The following is an 18,678-nucleotide window of genomic DNA, read 5'->3' as shown; positions in this document are numbered from 1 at the left end:
TTTGTAAGCCACTTCGTATAGCGGTTAAGTGTGCCAGCCGCTGGGGCGACTGGCTATCGGCGCAGAATCAGATACAGACCACCGGCCAGCATCGCCCAGGCAGGCCAGGCAGCGAGGCTATGGGTGGCCAGGCCGGTTTCGGCGGCGCCGGCGACCAGCACCGCGCCGATCAGCCGCGCCGGCCAGGCGCCCGCGCCAGGGCCGCGGGTCTCGATCACCAGGCGCTTGTCCGGATCGGGGTCGCGGGACAGTCGCTCCAGGGTCTCGCGCGTCATCTGCGCCAGGTGCGGCAGTTGCTCGATGTGTTGCTGGGCATTGCGCATCAGGGTACCGGGGCTCATGCGCTCGCGCATCCAGCGTTCCAGGTAGGGCTGCGCGGTAGTCCACAGGTCCAGCTCCGGGTAGAGCTGGCGGCCCAGGCCTTCGATGTTCAGCAGGGTCTTCTGCAGCAGCACCAGTTGCGGCTGCACTTCCATGTTGAAGCGCCGTGCGGTCTGGAACAGGCGCAGCAGCACCTGGCCGAAGGAGATGTCCTTGAGTGGCTTCTCGAAGATCGGCTCGCAGACGGTGCGGATCGCCGCTTCGAAGTCGTTGACCTTGGTTTCCGCCGGCACCCAGCCCGAGTCGATGTGCAACTGGGCGACCTTGCGGTAATCGCGCTTGAAGAAGGCGATGAGGTTGCGCGCCAGGTAGTCCTGGTCCTCGTCGGTGAGGCTGCCGACGATGCCGCAGTCCACCGCGATGTACTGCGGGCTCCACGGCGTGCGGGTGCTGACGAAGATGTTGCCGGGGTGCATGTCGGCGTGGAAGAAGCTGTCGCGGAACACCTGGGTGAAGAAGATCTCCACGCCGCGCTCGGCCAGCGCCTTGAAGTCGGTGCGCTGATCGCGCAGGGTGTCCAGGTCGGTGACCGGGATGCCGTAGATACGCTCCATCACCAGCACCTTGGGGCGGCACCAGTCCCAGTAGACCTGGGGCACGTAGAGCAGCGGCGAGCCTTCGAAGTTGCGCCGCAGCTGCGAGGAGTTGGCCGCTTCACGGAGCAGGTCCAGCTCGTCGTAGATGGTTTTCTCGTAGTCGCTGACCACCTCGGCCGGGTGCAGGCGGCGGGCATCGGCGGAGATGCGCTCGGCGGTGCGGGCGAGGATGTGCAGCCAGGCGATGTCGGAGCGGATCACCGGCTCCAGGTTCGGGCGGATGACCTTGACCACCACTTCCTCGCCGCTTTTCAGCTGCGCGGTGTGCACTTGCGCCACCGAGGCGGAGGCCAGCGGCTCGCGCTCGAAGCGGGAGAACACCTGCTCGATCTTCGCGCCCAGCTGTTGCTCGATGAGCGCTACGGCCTGTTCCGGTGGGAAGGGCGGCACCTTGTCCTGCAGGAAAGCCAGCTCCAGGGCGATGTCGTCGGGGAGCAGGTCCCGGCGGGTGGAGAGGATCTGGCCGAACTTGATGAAGATCGGCCCGAGGTCTTCCAGCGCCAGCCGGATGCGCGCACCACGGCTGAGCTCCAGCGGCTTGCGCGGCAGCCAGCGCCAGGGCAGCAGGCCGCCCACCAGGCGCAGCCACCAGGGCAGGAAGGGCAGTTCGAGGACCATGTCGTCCAGGCGGTAGCGGATGGCTACGCGCTGGATGCGCAGCAGGCGGCGGATGGCGAGCAGCTTCATGCGTCAGGCTTGATCTTCTGGGTCAGGCGGGTGATCCGCGCGTCGAGGCGGTCGAGGGACATCTTCAACTGGTCCAGCTCGGCGAAGCGCGCTTCGGCTTCGTGCTGGCCGACCAGGCTGCGGCTTTCCTCGGCAAGATAGTCGGCGAGGCTCAGACGCAGGCTTTCCAGGCTGTCGCCGGCCCAGGCCATGCCGCCGCGCAGGCGCGCGCCGAGCAGGTGCGCGGGCACCGGGCCGAGCCAGCGGGAGACTTCGTACTCCCAGTCCAGCTCCAGGCTCTGGAGGATATCAGCCAGCTCCAGCAGCATCGCGCTGTCACCGCCCATGGTCACTTCCGGGCTGTGCAGGACGCGGGTCTTGTCCTTGGCCAGCGCCAGTTGCAGCAGGCTGCCGGCCGGCGCGACGAGGGTGCAGTCGGGCTGGGCCTCGTGGTGCGCGGCCAGGTGCAGGCCGTCGGCATCGGGCAGGATGAACAGCCGCAGCGCGGGCGCCTGGCAGTCCACTTCCAGCACCTTGCCAGCGAGCCGGCCAAGGCGTTTCAGCGCCACGCCATCGAGCCGCAGCACGCGGTTGACGGTGGCTTCGGCGCTGGCCAGGGCGGCCTGCAGGAGCAGGGTCATCAGGGCTTGATGCCGCGGTGCAGGGCGACCACGCCGCCAGTCATGTTGTGGTAGGTGACGCGGTCGAAGCCGGCCTCCACCATCATTGACTTCAGCGTTTCCTGGTCGGGGTGCATGCGGATCGACTCGGCGAGGTAGCGGTAGCTCTCGGAGTCGTTGGTCACCAGCTTGCCCATCAGCGGCAACAGGGTGAAGGAGTAGGCATCGTAGGCCTTGGACAGCAGGCTGCTGGTGGGCTTGGAGAATTCCAGCACGAGCAGGCGGCCGCCGGGCTTGAGCACCCGCAGCATGGAGCGGATGGCTTCGTCCTTGTGGGTGACGTTGCGCAGACCGAAGGCGATGGTCACCGCGTCGAAGTAGTTGTCGGGGAACGGCAGCTTCTCGGCGTCGGCCTGGACGAAGTTGACGTTGCCGGCGACGCCGCTGTCGAGCAGCTTGTCGCGACCGACCTTGAGCATCGAGGCATTGATGTCGGCCAGTACCACTTCGCCGGTCGGGCCGACCAGGCGGGAGAACTGGCGGGTCAGATCGCCGGTGCCGCCGGCGATGTCCAGCACCCGGTTGCCGGCGCGCACGCCGGACAGTTCGATGGTGAAGCGCTTCCACAGACGGTGGATGCCGCCGGACATCAGGTCGTTCATCAGGTCGTACTTGGCGGCGACCGAGTGGAATACCTCGGCGACCTTCTCGGCCTTCTCGCTCTCGCGCACGGTCTTGTAGCCGAAGTGCGTGGTGGGATCGGCGCCGTCCTGGCCGGCTTGGGGCTTGCGCGGTTCGCTCATGGCATTTCTACCCTGGAAGTCAGTGGCGGGCATTCTAACAGGATGCGCAGAAAACGCCGCTCCGCTCGCCGCCGCATGAGGGGTGCCGGGGTGCGGCGATACGGCGCGGCGCGTATCATCTGGAAAGTCAGTCACTCGCGGAGTTCAAGAATGTCCCGTATCCATGTCGAACGATCCCACTCCCTCGGCCTTGAAGCCGCCCGCGCCAAGGCGGAGAAACTTGCCGACAAGCTCGGCCGCGAGCATGGCGTGAGCAGCGAGTGGCAGGGCGACACCCTGCTGTTCAAGCGCAGCGGCGTGGACGGGCGCATCGAGGTGGCCGCGGACAAGGTCGCGGTAGACGTGAAGCTGGGGCTGATGCTTTCGGCCATGGGCGGCCTGCTCAAGGGCGAGATCGAGCGTGCGCTGGACAAGGCCCTGGCCTGATTCCTTCCGGCCCCGCTTCTCGCGGGGCCATGCTGCTTTCGGGCGGCGCCGGCTTTCCCTCGACGCCTGGTATGTGTTTTCTAATTTTCCCCGATACCTTGACTCACAGTCCCGCCTTTCGCGGGCAGCTATTCGACATCATCGAATCCGAACCCTGTGAGGTGCCACCATGGCCAAGGCTGTCAGCAAGAAGAAAGTCGTAGAGCTCGAATCCTCTCTCTACTCCGATGCCAAGCACTACGCCCGGCAGATCTGGCTTGCGGGCCTGGGCACCTACGCTCGCGTGGGTCAGGAAGGCAGCGAGTACTTCAAGGAACTGGTCAAGTCCGGCGAGTCCGTGGAGAAGAAAGGCCGCGACCTGGTGACCACCCAGATCGACGCCGCCAATGACAGCGTCAAGGGCCGACTGCACAGCGTGAAGGCCAAGCTGAACTTCGAGAAGATCGAGGAAGCGTTCGATGCACGTGTCGCCTCTGCCCTCAATCGAATCGGAATTCCCTCCAGGCGTGATGTGGAGGCGCTCTCTGCTAAGCTGGATGAGCTGAGCGCAGTGCTCGAGCGTGTCGCGAGAACCCAATAAGGAGAGCAGGATGGCTGGCAAAAAAACTACCGATAAAAAAGAGTCCAGTTGGATCGGCGAGATCGAGAAATACTCGCGGCAGATCTGGCTGGCTGGCTTGGGGGCCTACTCGAAGGTCAGCAAGGACGGCAGCAAGGTGTTCGAGACCCTGGTCAAGGACGGCGAGAAGGCTGAGAAACTGGCCAAGACCGAAGTCGAGGGTGCGGTGAAGACTTCCACCCGTTCCGCAAAAGCGCGCGTCGATGCCGTCAAGGGCGCCGCGATCGGCAAGTGGGGCGAGCTGGAAGAGGCCTTCGACAAGCGCCTGAACAGCGCGATCTCGCGCCTGGGCGTACCGAGCAGCCGTGAAGTGAAAGACCTGCACAGCAAGGTCGACAGCCTCACCAAGCAGATCGAGAAGCTCACCGGCGTCAGCGTCGCCAAACCGGCCGCCAAGGCTGCCGCGAAACCCGCAGCGAAAGCCGCCGCCAAACCGGCCGCGAAACCCGCTGTGAAGACCGCGGCTTCCAAACCGGCTGCCAAAACCGCCGCCAAGCCCGCTGCGAAACCTGCAGCGAAGCCGGCCGCCAAGCCCGCCGCTAAAGCCGCCGCAAAACCGGCTGCCAAGGCTGCCGCGAAACCCGCAGCCAAGCCGGCTGCCAAGGCTGCGGCCAAGCCTGCCGCGAAACCGGCTGCCAAGCCCGCTGCTGCGAAAGCCGCCGCGAAGCCCGCTGCAAAACCGGCTGCTGCCGCCAAGCCTGCCGCTGCGAAACCTGCAGCCAAGCCGGCCGCGGCGAAGAAGCCCGCCGTGAAGAAGCCTGCTGCACCCAAGGCTGCCGCCAAACCGGCCGCTGCGAAACCGGCAACCGCCCCGGCCGCCACTGCTGCACCGTCGGCTCCCGCCGCCGCACCAGCCGTGACGCCGTCCGCCGCTGCTCCGGCAACGCCGCCGTCCCAGGCCTGATTGGTCTGCCGCAACACCCACGCCCGGCCTCGCGCCGGGCGTTTTCATTTCTGAGGGGCGTGAATCAGGGGGCGAGGTAGCGCTTGGCGAGTCGTTCGGCGATCAGCTGCGAGTCCGGGCGCAAGTGCGGCGCCACCAGCATCATCACCTGGAACACTACCTGGCGGACGTCACCTTCGTGGCCGAGGATGCGCTGGTAGTCGAGGGAGAACAGCAGGGTCAGGGTGATCTGCTCCACCAGCTGGCCGAGGGCGTCGGTATCGCTGACCAGTTCGTCCTGCGCCTTGAGTTGCGCGAGCAGAGTAGCCAGGGTGCGCTTGAGCTGGTTGAGCCAGGCACGCACGCCGCGGGCCAGCTTGGGCAGCTTGCCGGAGAGGTTGGAAAGGTCCTGGAAGAGGAAGCGGTAGTGCGCCAGGCGCTCGACGATCAGGTGCAGGAACAGCCAGTAGTCCTCGGCGCCCAGTCGCACGTCTTCGGGCGGATCGAGCAGCGGCGCCAGTTCGTCCTGGAAGCGCTCGAACAGCGCCAGCACCAGCGGCTCCTTGCCGTGGAAGTGGTAGTAGAGATTGCCGGGGCTGATGCCCAGTTCGGTGGCGATCTCCAGGGTGGACACGTTGGGCTCGCCCTGCTCGTTGAACAGCTGCAGGGCGCATTCGAGAATCCGGTCGCGCGTTTTCATCCGTGCTCTTGTTCCAGCCGCAGTGGGCCGACGATAGCCGCAGGGGAGTTGGCTGCCAATGGTTTCGCGGCAAACTTCCGCATGGCTTGCCTGTAGGGGCGAGCTTGCTCGCGAGCGGTATTTCCGGAGACGCCGTCGCTCGGTCGGTTCGCGAGCAAGCTCGCTCCTACAGAAGTTCCGATATCACGGCTCAACGCACGTGCACGTAAGTCCCTGGCGCGGCTTCTTTGGGCGGGTGCTCGGCGTTGCCCAGTTCGAAGTTCACGGCGCGACGTTCGCCTGAGCGCTCCTGAATCCATTCCAGCCATACCGGCCACCAACTGCCCTCCTGGCGTTTGGTGTCGTAGTACCAGGCGCGGGGATCGGAGCTGATCTTGCCGTTCTCGAAGTAGCAGGCCTTGGGGTTGCCCGGTGGGTTGAGGATGCTCTGGATGTGCCCGCTGTTGGACAGCACGAAGCGAGTCTCGCCGCCCAGCAACTGGGCTGAGCGGTACACCGCGTCCCACGGGGTGATGTGGTCGGTGATGCCGGCGACGTGGAAGTTGTCCACCGCCACCTTCTTCAGGTCGATGGGGGTGCCGTTGACCTCCATGGCGCCAGGTCGCGCCAGCGGGTTGTGCTTGAAGAAGTCGAGGAAGTCGCCGTGCAGCGCGGCGGGCAGGCGGGTGTTGTCGTTGTTCCAGTAGAGGATGTCGAAGGCCGGCGGTTGCTTGCCCAGCAGGTAGTTGTTGACCCAGTAGTTCCAGATCAGGTCGTTGGGGCGCATCCAGGCGAACACCTTGGCCATGTCGCGGCCATCCAGCACGCCGTGCTGGTAGGAGCGGCGCTTGCTGCTCTCCAGGGTCTGCTCGTCGGCGAATAGCGCAGCGGGGGTTTCCACCTGGCTGTCCAGCAGACTCACCAGGTAGGTGGCGCTGGCGATCTTGCGCAATTGCCGACGCGCCTGCAGGTGGCCCTGCAGCGCGGCGATGGTCAGGCCGCCGGAGCAGGCGCCCATCAGGTTGACACTGCGGCTGCCGCTGATGGAGCGGCATACCTCGATGGCCTCATCCAGCGCCTGGGTGTAGGTCGACAGTCCCCACTCGCGGTGGCGCGCGTCGGGGTTGCGCCAGCTCACTATGAAGACCTGCAGGTTGTTCTTCAGGGCGAACTGGACGAAGCTCTTTTCCGCCGACAGATCGAAGATGTAGTACTTGTTGATCTGCGGCGGCACGATCAGCAGCGGCTTGGCATACAGATGCTCGCCCATCGGCTTGTACTGGATCAGCTCCAGCACTTCGTTGCGGAACACTACGGCGCCGGGCGTGGTGGCCAGGTTCTGGCCGATCTCGAAGGCGCTGCGGTTGACCTGGCTGGGCATTCCGCCGTTGTGCCTCAGGTCGTCCAGCAGGTGCTGCACGCCCTTGAGCAAGCTCTGTCCGCCGGTGTTGAACAACTCCTTTACCGCCAGTGGGTTGATCAGGGTATTCGAGGGTGCGGCGGCATCGGAGAGGATCGACAGCAGGAAGCGCGCGCGGGCGCGGTCGTCGTGGTTCAGGTCGCTCTCATCCACCCAGGCCAGCAGTTGCTTTTGCCAGGCCAGGTACGCCTGCACGGTGCGCCGGTAAAGTGGGTTCAGGCGCCACGACGGGTCCTGGAAACGGGCATCCTGGGGATTGGGCTGCAGCGGTGAATCGCCGATCAGCACCTTGCCCATCTGCTTGCCGAAGGCTGCCAGATGCCGTGCCGAATGCATCGGCTGGCGCACGCCCTGCAGCGCCAGCGTGCGCAGGGTGGACAGCATGTCCTTGCCGCGCAGGCCGACCATCGCGCTCTGCGCATTCATGTATTGGGTGGGAACGGGGACGCTACCCGGCTCAGCTTTCTCTCGCATGAACAGCACTCCGTAAAGGGTCCGACCTGCCAATGGCGACGCAAAGCCTGTACCAGAATCGGGAATGGCCCGTTCCAGACACTTGCCGCCGGTTCGAGGGATGTGCACGGGTATCGACGCGAGAGGAAACTGCCCGAAAACAGGGCAGCGGATCAGCAGTCGGGTTGCCCTGCGGACACCCGGGCAGGCGGCCGCAGTTGAGGTCCCGATTCAGGCGTTACGTGTCGATACCCGTGAACACGCCTGTTTGTTGTTCGGCTCTTTAAAAAAAGTGCCTTCGCAGCGATCGGTCAAGGCAGCATGCCCTCGAACTATGACGAACCTGTGATGCGTCAGCTGGCCTTGGGAGTGAACGGGCGGGGGTGGATCACGGCGCGCTGCCGTTCTTCCTGGAGGAATTTCATGATGATCGGCGCCACGGTTTCGGCGCGGGTCACCAGGAACAGGTGGCCGTCATCGATCACGTGGAGCTCGGCGTTGGGGATGCGCCAGGCCAGCATGCGCATGTTGATCAGCGGGATGATCGGGTCGTCGTCGCCGGCGAGGATCAGCGTCGGCTGACGGATCTTGTGCAGCCAGTGGATGCTGGTCCAGCCCAGGCCGGCGAACAGTTGCCAGTAGTAACCCATCTTGCCCGACGAGCGCACCTTGCTGGCGAAGGCCATGGCCAGCTTAGGGTCGCGGCGGAAGGCGCCGCCATAGATGTCCGGGGCGATGTGCACGCCATAGGAGGGCTGGATATAGCGCCGCGGGCTGGCCATGCGCCAGAGTACTCGCGGCTTGCCCGGCACCATCACCGCGCCGGCAGCGGTGGCGGCGAGAATCAGCTTCTTGCAGCGCTCCGGGTAGTCATGGGCGAACTGCTGCGCCAGGGCGCCGCCCCACGACACGCCGATGGCCGTCACCTGGCCGTAGTCCAGGTAATCGAGCATCCGCGCCGCCAGTTTGGCCAGGCCGGGGAAACGGTACGGCGTGCTTGGGGTCGAGGAGCCGCCGACGCCGGGGACGTCGAAGGCGATCACCTCCAGGTCCGGGTCCAGCGCGGCGACGAAGGGGAAGACCAGTTCCAGGTTGGCACCGATGCCGTTGAAGATCAGCAGCGGCGTCATGTGTTTCTTGCCCGGGCGCACGGCGGTGCGGATGGTCTGCCCGTCGAGTTCGATGGTGCGGAACTCGAAGGGCTGCGCCGCCGGCGCCTTGCTCGGCAGGATCTCCTCGTCGCTGCGTTTGCTGCGCGCGCGCCGGCTCGTCGGCGCGGCCACTTCCACGGCCGTCGACGATTCTGGAGTGTTGGCGTCGTCCACGGCGCCGGCTTGCGGGAGGAGTTCTGTTTTCATCGTTCGTGTACGTAGGTTCCGGGGGAGGCTTCGCCAGCCGGATAGGTTTTGTTACCCAGCGAAGTCGGCGCCTTGCGCGTTTTGCCGGAGCGTTCGGCCAGCCAGTTCTGCCAGTGCAGCCACCAGGAGTCGGCGTGCTTGCTGGCGTTTTCCTGCCAGGTCTTCGGATCCACCGAGAGTTCCGGGCCGGTCATGAAGCGTGCCTTGGGGTTACCCGGCGGGTTGAGGATGCTCTGGATGTGCCCGCTGTTGGAAAGGACGAATTCGCACTTGCCGCCGAGCAGGCGCGCAGAGCGGTAGCAGGCTTCCCACGGGGTGATGTGGTCGTTGAGGCCCGCCAGGCAGTAGAAGTCGCAGGTCACCTGCTTGAGATCGATCGGCGTGCCACCCACCTCCAGCGCCCCGGAGCGGCTCAGCGGGTTGGTCTTGAACATTTCCACCAGTTCGCCGTGCAGTGCGGCCGGCAGGCGCGTGGTGTCGTTGTTCCAGAACAGGATGTCGAAGGCTGGCGGCTCGTTGCCGAGCAGGTAGTTGTTGACCCAATAGTTCCAGATCAGATCGTTGGGGCGCATCCAGGCAAACACCTTGGCCATGTCCTTGCCTTCCAGCACGCCGGCCTGGTAGGAGCGGCGCTTGGCGGCTTCCAGGGTCTTCTCGTCGGCGAACAGGGCGACCTGGGTATCCAGTTCGAAGTCCAGCACGCTGACCATCTGGGTGAAGGCGTTGACCTTTTTCTCGCCCAGCGCGGCGTAGTGACCGAGCAGGGTGACGGTGGTGATGCCGCCGGAGCAGGCGCCGAGCATGTTCAGGTCCTTGGCGCCGGTGATGGCCAGGACCACGTCGATGGCTTCCTTCAGCGCCTCGATGTAGGTGGTCAGGCCCCACTCGCGCTGCGCCTTGGTCGGGTTGCGCCAGCTGACGATGAAGGTCTGTACCTGGTTGCGCAGGCAGAAGCGCGCCAGGCTCTTCTCCGGCGACAGGTCGAAGACGTAGAACTTGTTGATCTGCGGAGGCACCACCAGCAGCGGGCGCTCATGCACGCTCTCGGTGATCGGCTTGTACTGGATCAGTTCCAGCACGTCGTTGCGGAACACCACCGCGCCATCAGTGACGGCCAGGTTCTTGCCGACCTCGAAGGCGTCCATGTTCACCTGGCTGGGCATGCCGCCGTTGTTCACCAGGTCCTTGGCCAGATGGGTAAGACCGTCGAGCAGGCTCTTGCCGCCGGTCTCGAAGAAACGTTTGACCGCCGCCGGGTTGGACAGCGTGTTGGTCGGCGCCATGGCCTCGGTCATCAGGTTGATGACGAATTGGCCGCGGCTGATGTCCTGGGGCGACAGGTCGCTCTCACCCATCCAGGTGTGCAACTCCTTGCGCCAGGCCAGGTAGGTCTGCAGATAACGGCGGTAGAGCGGGTTCTGGCTCCAGGCCGGATCGTTGAAGCGACGGTCGTCGTCCGACGGCTTCAGGTCGGATTTGCCGAGCAGCACGTTCTTCAGCTCCAGGCCGAAGTGGGTCACGTGCTTGGCGCTGTGGAAGGGCTGCTTGATCGCTTGCAGCAACACCATTCGGGCAGAGGTGAGCAGGTCCTTGCCGCGAATCCCGATCACCGGGTTCAGGGCGAGGGTATTTTCCGCGGCTTGCTGGGGTAGATCGCTGTTGTTCTTCTGGGTCATCGGCGACGCTCCATTGTCCTGAGACGCATACTGGCGGGGCTCACCTTCGTGACGTAGGGCCAAGTACTTCTCGGGGTTGCGGAACGTGGAGACAGCTCCACGCGATTCATCTACTTGGCGGCATCACTGGAACTTCAGGTGACCACGCTCTGTGCACTGTAACTCCGTACATTGCACTGCCTTGGTTACCCGAGTTTCCTTCGCCGCGCAAGCTGGTGCAGCGTGGGCCAACTCCTAGGAGTATGTCGGGAAAAGTTAGAAAACGCGCCCTAGAGCGGGGGCATCTCGCCAATCCCCTGACGGCGAACACGCAGGCAGCAGTCTGCAACGGGAATGTTGCAAATGGCGTGCCCTGGAGCGATTGCCCGACGAAGGTTGGTGCGCAGGGAGAGCTGGAGGGATAGATCGAACGAGTTGCAGGAGCGGTGCGGGGGCTTTTGTAGGGGCGAGCTTGCTCGCGAACGAGCTTCCCGGTGGCGCAGGCGCTGGACTGGTTCGCGAGCAAGCTCGCTCCTACGAAATGAACTTACAGCATGAGTTTGACCACGGACTCCGACGGGTCGCGCGATTTGCCGGCTTTCTCCAGCTGCGCCAGATAGTCGGCCCAGATCTCGTCCTGGCGCACGCACAGCTCGTAGAGGTAATCCCAGGTGAACAGGCCGCTGTCGTGGCCATCGTCGAAGGTCAGCTTGAGCGCGTACTGCCCAGCCGGTTCCAGATTGCTCAGGCCGACATTCAGCTTGCCCACTTGCAGCACCGGATTGCCGTGACCCTGGACCTCCGCCGACGGCGAGTGCACACGCAGGAACTCGGCGGACAGCTCGTAGGACTGTTCCCCATAGGTCAGAGAAAGCTTCTTCGAGGCCTTGTGCAGCTTGATGGCGGAAGGAATGTGCATGGACGGCTCCTGAACGGCAATTCCGGCATTGTAGCGCCGGCGGAAAAACAACGGGGCGCCCTGAGGCGCCCCGTCGCTGTGGCGTTGATCCGTTTACAGGATGTAGCGCGACAGGTCCTCGTCCTGGGCCAGTTCGCCCAGATGGCCGTTGACGTAGGCCGCGTCGATCACGATGGCCTTGTCGCTGTGCTCACTGGCGAGGTCGGCGGCGTCGAAGGACACCTCTTCGAGCAGGCGCTCGAGCAGGGTGTGCAGGCGACGGGCACCGATGTTCTCGGTCTTCTCGTTGACCTGGAAGGCGATCTCCGCGAGGCGCTTGATGCCGTCGGCGGCGAACTCGATGTCCAGGCCTTCGGTCTTCAGCAGCGCGGTGTACTGCTCGGTCAACGAAGCATGCGGCTCGCTGAGGATGCGCTCGAAGTCGCTCGGGCTCAGGGCTTTCAGCTCGACGCGGATCGGCAGGCGGCCCTGCAGTTCCGGCACCAGGTCGCTGGGCTTGGACAGGTGGAATGCGCCCGAGGCGATGAACAGGATGTGGTCGGTTTTCACCATGCCCAGCTTGGTGTTCACCGTGCAGCCTTCGATCAGCGGCAGCAGGTCACGCTGCACGCCCTCGCGGGAGACGTCGGCGCCGCCGACGTTGCCGCGCTTGGCGATCTTGTCGATCTCGTCGATGAAGACGATGCCGTTCTGCTCCACCGCTTCCAGGGCGCGGGCCTTGAGGTCTTCTTCGTTGACCAGGCGCTGCGCTTCCTCGTCGCGGATCAGCTTCATGGCCTCGGCGACCTTCAGCTTGCGGGACTTGCGCTTGCCCTTGCCCATGTTGGAGAACAGGTTCTGCAACTGGTTGGTCATCTCCTCCATGCCGGGCGGGGCCATGATTTCCACGCCCGAGGGGATGTCGGCGACCTCGATGTCGATTTCCTTGTCGTCCAGCTGGCCTTCGCGCAGGCGCTTGCGGAACAGCTGGCGGGTGTTGGAGTCCTCGCGTGCGGGCTCGTCACCGAAACCGGCGGTGCGCGCGGGCGGCAGCAGGGCGTCGAGGATGCGCTCTTCGGCGGCGTCTTCGGCGCGGTACTTCACCTTCTGCACTTCCTGCTCGCGGAGCATCTTGATCGCGGCATCGGCGAGGTCGCGGATGATCGACTCGACGTCACGGCCGACGTAGCCGACTTCGGTGAACTTGGTCGCTTCCACCTTGATGAACGGTGCGTTGGCCAGCTTGGCCAGGCGGCGAGCGATCTCGGTCTTGCCGACGCCGGTCGGGCCGATCATCAGGATGTTCTTGGGCGTCACTTCGGCGCGCAGCTCGGCGGGGAGCTGCATGCGCCGCCAGCGGTTGCGCAGGGCGATGGCGACGGCGCGCTTGGCATCGTCCTGGCCGATGATGTGGCGGTTGAGTTCGTGGACGATCTCGCGGGGAGTCATGGACATTTGACGTGCTACTCCGGAACGACAGCGCTCAGACTGCGCTGTCGAGCTCCTCAAGGGTCAGGTTCTGGTTGGTGAACACGCAGATGGAGCCAGCGATGTTCAGCGCGGTTTCGGCGATCTCGCGGGCGCTCATGTCGTCGCTGCCTTTCTGCAGCAGGGCCAGCGCCGCTGCCTGGGCGAAGCCGCCGCCCGAACCCATGGCGATCAGGCCATGCTCGGGTTCGACCACGTCGCCGTTGCCGGTGATGATCAGGGAAGCGTCCTTGTTGGCCACGGCCAGCATGGCCTCCAGGCGGCTCAGGGAACGGTCGGTACGCCAGTCCTTGGCCAGTTCGACCGCGGCGCGCACCAGGTGGCCCTGGTGTTTTTCCAGCTGCTGCTCGAAGCGTTCGAAGAGGGTGAAGGCATCGGCGGTGGCGCCGGCGAAGCCGGCCAGTACTTCACCGTGGTACAGGCGACGGACTTTCTTCGCGTTGCCTTTCATCACGGTGTTGCCCAGGGAAACCTGGCCGTCGCCGCCCATGACGACTTTGCCATTGCGGCGGACAGATACGATGGTGGTCAAGGGTCTTACTCCACACTAGCGGGGCGTTGTGCCCGAATGCAGAGTCAGATGGGGACTAGGACGGCGGGGTTCAAGTCCTGCGCCGGACGAGTAGCGCGCATTTCGCGCGCCGCCCGTCGGCGCAAGCCTTGGAGTGGCCGGGGTTCAGCGGGTCTGGCGCTGCTGTAACAGCAGGTTGCTGAAACCGTTGCCGGCGAGTTGCTTCTGCGCGGCGGAGGCCTTGGCGCGGTCGCCGTAGGGGCCGACCATGACGCGGTACCAGGTCTCGTCGCGCACCGTGCCGGATTCCACACGGGCGTTCTGGCCCATCATGATGATCTGCGCGCGCAGGTGGTCGGCGTCGGTCTGTTTGCGGAACGAGCCGGCCTGCAGGTAGTACTGGGTTGCGGCAACGGCCGGCGGCGGGGTCGGCTTCGCCGGCGCGGTGTCGGCGGCCGGAGCTTGCGGCAATGCCTGCTTCTGCGCGCTGGCGACCTGGGTCGCAGGCGGCGTGGCAGGTGTCGCCGGCTTGACCACCGCGGGCGGCGGCGGATTCTGCCCACTCAGCGCTGCCAGGGCGCGCTGGGTGTCGATCTTCTCGGCTTCTTCCTTGGTCGCCACCACGGTCGCCGGCTGCTGCGGCTTGGCGGGCGGCGGCACGGCTTCCGGCGGCACCGCGACTTCCGAACCCGGCAGCAGGGTGTAGAAGTCGTACTTGGGCTTCACCCCGGTGGGGGCGGCCGGCTGTTGCGGCTGCACGGTGCCGGAAGGCTTGTTGGAGCCGACCACGGTCTTGGGCGCTTCCGGCTTTTCGCGTTTGACGTCGTTGCGACCCGGCTCCAGCTTCATCAGGAACATGATGAAGCCGCCGATGGCGAGGCCTGCGACCAGCCAGACCCAGCCGGGGACCGACGTCTTCTTGGCCGGGGCCTGGTAGCGGCTGGCGCCGCGCTTGGGAGCGGGTTTCTTCTTCGCCATGGGTGCTTACATGCGCTCCAGGGTTTCCAGGCCCAGCAGCTCCAGGCCCTGCTTGAGGGTACGGCCGGTCAGCGCGGCGAGGCGCAGGCGGCTTTCCTGTTGCGCCGGGTCTTCGGCGGTGAGGATCGGGCAGTGCTCGTAGAAGCTGGAGAACAGGCCGGCCAGCTCGTACAGGTAGGCGCAGAGGATGTGCGGGACTCCCTTCACGGCGACGTTGTTGAGCACATCGGCGAACTGCGCCAGCTGCGCGGCCAGGGCGATTTCCTGGGGCTGCTGCAGGACGATCTTGCCGCCAACCTCGTCGTAACCCTTGCCCAGCTTGCGGAATACGCCGGCCACACGGGTGTAGGCATAGAGCAGGTAGGGGGCAGTGTTGCCCTCGAAGCTCAGCATCAGCTCGAAGTTGAAGCTGTAGTCACTGGTGCGGTGCTTGGACAGGTCGGCGTACTTGACCGAGTCGATGCCCACCACGTGGCCAATGCGGCGCAGTTCTTCCTCGTCGAAGGGCGTTTCGCCCTTCTCGATGCGCTTCTCGTTGAGGCCCTTGACCAGGGTGTAGGCGCGTTCCTCGGCTTCGATCAGCAGGTCGATCAGCTTCACGGTGCCGCCGTCGCGGGTCTTGAACGGCTTGCCGTCGGCGCCGTTCATGGTGCCAAAGCCCATGTGCTCCAGGTCCATGCTGGCCGGAACGAAACCGGCGCGGCGGGCGACTTCGAACACTTGCTGGAAGTGCAGGGCCTGGCGCTGGTCGACGAAGTACAGCACGCGGTCGGCGTGCAGCACCTTGTGGCGGTAGCGCATCGCGGCCAGGTCGGTGGTGGCGTAGAGGTAGCCGCCGCCGGCCTTCTGCACGATCACCGGCAGCGGTTCGCCTTCGGCGTTCTTGAACTCGTCGAGGAACACGCACAGGGCGCCGTCGCTCTCGACCAGCAGGCCCTTGGCGGTAAGGTCGGCTACCACCTGCGCGAGGTCGTCGTTGTAGGCGCTCTCGCCCTTCACATCGGCCATGGTCAGCTTCACGCCCAGCAGGTCGTAGACCTTCTGGCAGTGCGACAGGGAAATGTCGTTGAAGCGGGTCCACAGGGCGATGCACTTGGGATCGTTGGCCTGCAGCTTCACCACCAGCTCACGGGCGCGGTCGGCGAACTCGGGGGACTCGTCGAAGCGCTTCTTGGCGGCGCGGTAGAAGACTTCCAGGTCGTGCAGTTCGGCCTGGGCGTCCACCGGTTGTTCTTCCAGGTAGGCCAGCAGCATGCCGAACTGGGTGCCCCAGTCGCCCACGTGGTTCTGGCGGATCACGGTGTCGCCGAGGAATTCCAGTACGCGGCTGACGCCGTCGCCGATGATGGTCGAGCGCAGGTGGCCGACGTGCATCTCTTTCGCCAGGTTCGGCGAGGACAGGTCCACCACCACGCGTTGCGCGGGGCCAGCCTTGCGCACGCCGATGCGTTCGTCGGCCAGCGCCTTGTCGAGGCTGGCGGCGAGCCAGGCCTGGTCCTGGAAGAAGTTCAGGAAGCCGGGGCCGGCGATCTCGACCTTGGCCACTTCCGGGCTCTGCGGCAGCGCCGCGACCAGCTTGGTCGCCAGGTCGCGCGGCTTCATCCCGGCCGGCTTGGCCAGCATCATGGCGATGTTGCTGGCGAAGTCACCGTGGGTTCGGTCCTTGGTGTTCTCCACCTGGATGTCGGGCGTCAGGCCGGCCGGCAGGGTGCCGTCTTCGGTGAGGCTGACAAGGGCTTGCTGGATCAGGTGGCGAATCGTGTCTTTCATGGTTTTCTCCGTGCTCGCGTGCATCCGGCGCGCGCGACCGGTTATCGGGCTCAGAACCGCGCATTATCCGTGGCCGGGCATGGCTTGCCAACCGCGGAGCGCTCCAAGTTCAGTCTCGCCGCTGTGCCATCCGTCGCGGCTGATGGAAGTCAATGTAGGACGGTTCCGTCGTCGTGGCAGGGTTTGTCAGAACAGATCGATGGGATCGACGTCCAGCGACCAGCGCACCTGGCGCCCGCTGGGCATGCCTTCGAGCGTCTGCAGCCAGGGCGTCAGCAGGCGGTGCAGTGGCGCGCGGGCGGTGCTCATCAGCAACAGCTGGGCGCGGTAGCGGCCGGCGCGGCGTTCCATGGGAGCCGGCACCGGGCCGAGGAGTTCCACGTCGTGGCCGAGCGTGGCCTGCAGGCGCTCCGCTTCGGCACAGGCTTCGTCGAGGAAACCCTCGGCCTGTCCCGGCTTGTGCGCCTCGGCGCGCAAGAGCGCGAGGTGCGAGAAGGGCGGCAGGCTGGCGGAGCGGCGCTCGGTGAGTGCCTGCTCGGCGAAGGCGAAGTAACCCTGTTCGGTGAGCTGCACCAGCAGCGGGTGGTCGGCCAGGTGGGTCTGGATCAGCACGCGGCCCGGTTCCTCGGCGCGCCCGGCGCGGCCGGCGACCTGGACGATCTGCTGGGCCATGCGTTCGCTGGCGCGGAAATCGGCGGAGAACAGCCCGCCATCGGCATCGAGGATGGCCACCAGGGTGACGCGTGGGAAATGGTGCCCCTTGGCGAGCATCTGGGTGCCGACCAGGATGCACGGCTCGCCCTTGTTGATGGTGGCGAACAGGTCGCGCATGGCGTGCTTGCGCGAGGTGCTGTCGCGGTCGATGCGCAGCACCGGGTAATCGGGGAAGAGGATGCGCAGGCGCTCTTCGGCGCGCTCGGTGCCGGCGCCGACCGGGCGCAGGTCCACCGTGCCGCATTTCGGGCAGTTGCGCGGTGGCCGCTCACGATGGTCGCAGTGGTGGCAGCGCAACTCGCCGCTGCCCTGGTGCACGGTCATCCGTGCGTCGCAGCGCGGGCATTGGCTGATCCAGCCGCAGTCGTGGCATAGCAGGGTCGGGGCGAAGCCGCGGCGGTTCAGGTAGACCAGCACCTGCTGGCCGGCGGCCAGGGTTTCCTTGATCGAACGCTGCAGCGGCATGGAAATGCCTGAATCCAGCGGCAGACTCTTCACGTCCAGGCGCTGGAACTTTGGCTGGTGCGCACCGCCGGCACGTTGGGTCAGGCGCAGCAGGCCGTAGCGGCCGCTCTGGGCGTTGTGCAGGCTTTCCAGCGCCGGCGTGGCCGAGCCCAGCAGGATCGGCACGTTCTCCAGCCGCGCGCGCACCATGGCCAGGTCACGGGCGTGGTAGCGCAGGCCTTCCTGCTGTTTATAGGAGGCGTCGTGCTCCTCGTCGATGATGATCAGCCCCGGGTTTTTCAGCGGGGTGAACAGCGCCGAGCGGGTGCCGATGACGATGTCCGCCTCGCCATCGCGTGCGGCGAGCCAGGCATCGAGGCGCTCGCGGTCGGTCAGCGCCGAGTGCAGCAGCGCGATACGCGCGTTGAAGCGGCGCTCGAAGCGGCTCAGGGTCTGCGGGCCGAGGTTGATCTCGGGGATCAGCACCAATGCCTGCTTGCCGGCTTCCAGGGCCTCGCGGATCAGTTGCAGGTAGACCTCAGTCTTGCCGCTGCCGGTGACGCCAGCGAGCAGGAAGCTGTGGAAGCTGCCGAAGCCGGCGCGCACGGCCTCGAAGGCGGCGCGTTGCTCGGCGTTCAGCGGCAGTTCCGCCTGCGCCAGCCACGGGCCGTGGTGCGGCGGCACGCTATGGACGCGCACCTCCAGTGTGACCAGCCCCTTTTCCTGCAGAAGGTCGAGGCTGTCCTTGTTGATCTGTAATTGGCTGAGCAGGTCGTGGGCGACGCCGTGGGGGTGCTGCTTGAGGATCTTCAGCGTCTCACGCTGGCGCGGCGCGCGGGCCAGGCGCGGGTCTTCCTCGCGGGCGCCGGGCTCGGCATGCCAGAAGCGCTGTTGGCGCGCCTCGGCCGGGTCGCCCTGGCGCAGCAGGTTGGGCAGTGCCCAGGAAAAGGTGTCGCCCAGGCTGTGCTGGTAGTACTGCGCCGTCCAGCGGCACAACTCCAGCAGGTGCGCCGGCATCGGCGGCTCGCGATCGAGCACGGCCAGGGCCGGGCGCAGCTTGTCCGCCGGGACGTCGGAGCTTTCCACCTTGTCCACCAGCACGCCGACCATCTCGCGGCGGCCGAACGGCACGCGCAGGCGCACGCCGGGCTGCAGGCGTGTGACGTCGACCCCGCGCGGAGGCAGGTAATCGAACAGGCGGCGCAGCGGCGAAGGCAGGGCGAGACGCAGGATGGAGGGTGTGGGCACGCGACGGATTCCGGGGCGGCGGGGAGCGCTGGATGGTAGCATGGGCGATGCGACGGTCGGTCATGCCT

At 65.8% G+C, this 18,678-nt stretch carries 16 protein-coding genes; 3 read left to right on the top strand and 13 right to left on the bottom strand.

Annotated elements, in window-relative coordinates:
* Positions 1 to 53: 53 nt before the first annotated feature.
* From ubiB to ubiE, 3 genes are read right to left on the bottom strand one after another with little or no spacing between them, the layout of a single operon-like run.
* Positions 54 to 1,664 carry a ubiquinone biosynthesis regulatory protein kinase UbiB gene (gene ubiB, locus AC2T4A_RS02380; RefSeq protein ID WP_416743516.1) on the bottom strand — a complete coding sequence of 537 codons (1,611 nt, stop codon included), beginning with the start codon at positions 1,662 to 1,664 and terminating at the stop codon, positions 54 to 56.
* Positions 1,661 to 2,287 (bottom strand): ubiquinone biosynthesis accessory factor UbiJ, encoded by a 627-nt coding sequence (locus AC2T4A_RS02375; protein WP_416744362.1) that lies wholly within the window; start codon positions 2,285 to 2,287, stop codon positions 1,661 to 1,663. The genes ubiB and AC2T4A_RS02375 overlap by 4 nt, the downstream gene beginning before the upstream one ends.
* The gene (gene ubiE, locus AC2T4A_RS02370; protein ID WP_045212891.1) at positions 2,284 to 3,066 is read right to left on the bottom strand and encodes a bifunctional demethylmenaquinone methyltransferase/2-methoxy-6-polyprenyl-1,4-benzoquinol methylase UbiE; all 783 of its coding nucleotides are present in this window, start codon (positions 3,064 to 3,066) and stop codon (positions 2,284 to 2,286) included. Before ubiE ends, AC2T4A_RS02375 begins: the two co-directional genes overlap by 4 nt.
* Before the next feature lie 150 nt (positions 3,067 to 3,216).
* Between ubiE and AC2T4A_RS02365 the strand changes: the two genes are divergently transcribed.
* From AC2T4A_RS02365 to AC2T4A_RS02355, 3 genes are all read left to right on the top strand, one after another.
* Complete coding sequence (locus tag AC2T4A_RS02365) at positions 3,217 to 3,492, top strand: polyhydroxyalkanoic acid system family protein (RefSeq protein WP_478378299.1); 276 nt, start codon at positions 3,217 to 3,219, stop codon at positions 3,490 to 3,492.
* 169 nt (positions 3,493 to 3,661) lie between these two features.
* A complete protein-coding gene (locus AC2T4A_RS02360) occupies positions 3,662 to 4,072 on the top strand; it encodes a phasin family protein (RefSeq protein ID WP_416743513.1) in 411 nt (136 codons plus the stop codon).
* Positions 4,073 to 4,082: 10 nt separating this feature from the next.
* Positions 4,083 to 5,015 carry a phasin family protein gene (locus AC2T4A_RS02355; RefSeq protein ID WP_486742656.1) on the top strand — a complete coding sequence of 311 codons (933 nt, stop codon included), beginning with the start codon at positions 4,083 to 4,085 and terminating at the stop codon, positions 5,013 to 5,015.
* A 64-nt stretch (positions 5,016 to 5,079) separates the two neighbouring features.
* Here the strand turns inward: AC2T4A_RS02355 and AC2T4A_RS02350 are convergent, their stop codons facing one another.
* From AC2T4A_RS02350 to AC2T4A_RS02305, 10 genes are all read right to left on the bottom strand, one after another.
* Positions 5,080 to 5,694 carry a TetR/AcrR family transcriptional regulator gene (locus tag AC2T4A_RS02350; protein ID WP_478378298.1) on the bottom strand — a complete coding sequence of 205 codons (615 nt, stop codon included), beginning with the start codon at positions 5,692 to 5,694 and terminating at the stop codon, positions 5,080 to 5,082.
* A 190-nt stretch (positions 5,695 to 5,884) separates the two neighbouring features.
* Positions 5,885 to 7,567: a class II poly(R)-hydroxyalkanoic acid synthase gene (gene phaC, locus AC2T4A_RS02345; protein ID WP_416743510.1), complete on the bottom strand. Its 1,683-nt coding sequence runs from the start codon at positions 7,565 to 7,567 to the stop codon at positions 5,885 to 5,887.
* Between the two features lie 332 nt (positions 7,568 to 7,899).
* Positions 7,900 to 8,904: a poly(3-hydroxyalkanoate) depolymerase gene (phaZ, locus tag AC2T4A_RS02340; RefSeq protein WP_416743509.1), complete on the bottom strand. Its 1,005-nt coding sequence runs from the start codon at positions 8,902 to 8,904 to the stop codon at positions 7,900 to 7,902.
* Complete coding sequence (phaC, locus tag AC2T4A_RS02335; protein ID WP_416743508.1) at positions 8,901 to 10,580, bottom strand: class II poly(R)-hydroxyalkanoic acid synthase; 1,680 nt, start codon at positions 10,578 to 10,580, stop codon at positions 8,901 to 8,903. The genes phaZ and phaC (AC2T4A_RS02335) overlap by 4 nt, the downstream gene beginning before the upstream one ends.
* 526 nt (positions 10,581 to 11,106) lie before the next feature.
* On the bottom strand, positions 11,107 to 11,478 hold the full coding sequence (locus tag AC2T4A_RS02330) for a gamma-butyrobetaine hydroxylase family protein (RefSeq protein WP_478378295.1): 372 nt from the start codon (positions 11,476 to 11,478) through the stop codon (positions 11,107 to 11,109).
* Between the two features lie 93 nt (positions 11,479 to 11,571).
* On the bottom strand, positions 11,572 to 12,912 hold the full coding sequence (gene hslU / locus AC2T4A_RS02325) for an ATP-dependent protease ATPase subunit HslU (protein ID WP_486742655.1): 1,341 nt from the start codon (positions 12,910 to 12,912) through the stop codon (positions 11,572 to 11,574).
* A 28-nt stretch (positions 12,913 to 12,940) separates the two neighbouring features.
* Positions 12,941 to 13,477, bottom strand: a complete 537-nt coding sequence (gene hslV / locus AC2T4A_RS02320; RefSeq protein ID WP_017520170.1) for an ATP-dependent protease subunit HslV — start codon at positions 13,475 to 13,477, stop codon at positions 12,941 to 12,943.
* 144 nt (positions 13,478 to 13,621) lie between these two features.
* On the bottom strand, positions 13,622 to 14,434 hold the full coding sequence (locus tag AC2T4A_RS02315; protein ID WP_416743505.1) for an SPOR domain-containing protein: 813 nt from the start codon (positions 14,432 to 14,434) through the stop codon (positions 13,622 to 13,624).
* Positions 14,435 to 14,440: 6 nt separating this feature from the next.
* Positions 14,441 to 16,204 (bottom strand): arginine--tRNA ligase, encoded by a 1,764-nt coding sequence (gene argS, locus AC2T4A_RS02310; protein ID WP_486742654.1) that lies wholly within the window; start codon positions 16,202 to 16,204, stop codon positions 14,441 to 14,443.
* A gap of 186 nt (positions 16,205 to 16,390) precedes the next feature.
* Positions 16,391 to 18,652 carry a primosomal protein N' gene (locus AC2T4A_RS02305; RefSeq protein WP_486742653.1) on the bottom strand — a complete coding sequence of 754 codons (2,262 nt, stop codon included), beginning with the start codon at positions 18,650 to 18,652 and terminating at the stop codon, positions 16,391 to 16,393.
* Positions 18,653 to 18,678: the final 26 nt, after the last annotated feature.

The sequence above is a fragment of the Pseudomonas sp. PVC-3-1 genome, from assembly GCF_057444315.1.
Note: the sequence above shows the minus strand (reverse complement) of the source record. Positions and strands in the feature narration are given on the sequence as shown.

Coding starts and splice junctions, on each gene's coding strand:
- phaC (WP_416743508.1), bottom strand. CDS start 10,580: ATGACCCAGAAGAACAACAGCGATCTACCCCAGCAAGCCGCGGAAAAT.
- AC2T4A_RS02305 (WP_486742653.1), bottom strand. CDS start 18,652: ATGCTACCATCCAGCGCTCCCCGCCGCCCCGGAATCCGTCGCGTGCCC.
- AC2T4A_RS02365 (WP_478378299.1), top strand. CDS start 3,217: ATGTCCCGTATCCATGTCGAACGATCCCACTCCCTCGGCCTTGAAGCC.
- AC2T4A_RS02315 (WP_416743505.1), bottom strand. CDS start 14,434: ATGGCGAAGAAGAAACCCGCTCCCAAGCGCGGCGCCAGCCGCTACCAG.
- AC2T4A_RS02350 (WP_478378298.1), bottom strand. CDS start 5,694: ATGAAAACGCGCGACCGGATTCTCGAATGCGCCCTGCAGCTGTTCAAC.
- phaC (WP_416743510.1), bottom strand. CDS start 7,567: ATGCGAGAGAAAGCTGAGCCGGGTAGCGTCCCCGTTCCCACCCAATAC.
- ubiB (WP_416743516.1), bottom strand. CDS start 1,664: ATGAAGCTGCTCGCCATCCGCCGCCTGCTGCGCATCCAGCGCGTAGCC.
- AC2T4A_RS02355 (WP_486742656.1), top strand. CDS start 4,083: ATGGCTGGCAAAAAAACTACCGATAAAAAAGAGTCCAGTTGGATCGGC.
- ubiE (WP_045212891.1), bottom strand. CDS start 3,066: ATGAGCGAACCGCGCAAGCCCCAAGCCGGCCAGGACGGCGCCGATCCC.
- phaZ (WP_416743509.1), bottom strand. CDS start 8,904: ATGAAAACAGAACTCCTCCCGCAAGCCGGCGCCGTGGACGACGCCAAC.
- argS (WP_486742654.1), bottom strand. CDS start 16,204: ATGAAAGACACGATTCGCCACCTGATCCAGCAAGCCCTTGTCAGCCTC.
- AC2T4A_RS02360 (WP_416743513.1), top strand. CDS start 3,662: ATGGCCAAGGCTGTCAGCAAGAAGAAAGTCGTAGAGCTCGAATCCTCT.
- AC2T4A_RS02330 (WP_478378295.1), bottom strand. CDS start 11,478: ATGCACATTCCTTCCGCCATCAAGCTGCACAAGGCCTCGAAGAAGCTT.
- hslU (WP_486742655.1), bottom strand. CDS start 12,912: ATGTCCATGACTCCCCGCGAGATCGTCCACGAACTCAACCGCCACATC.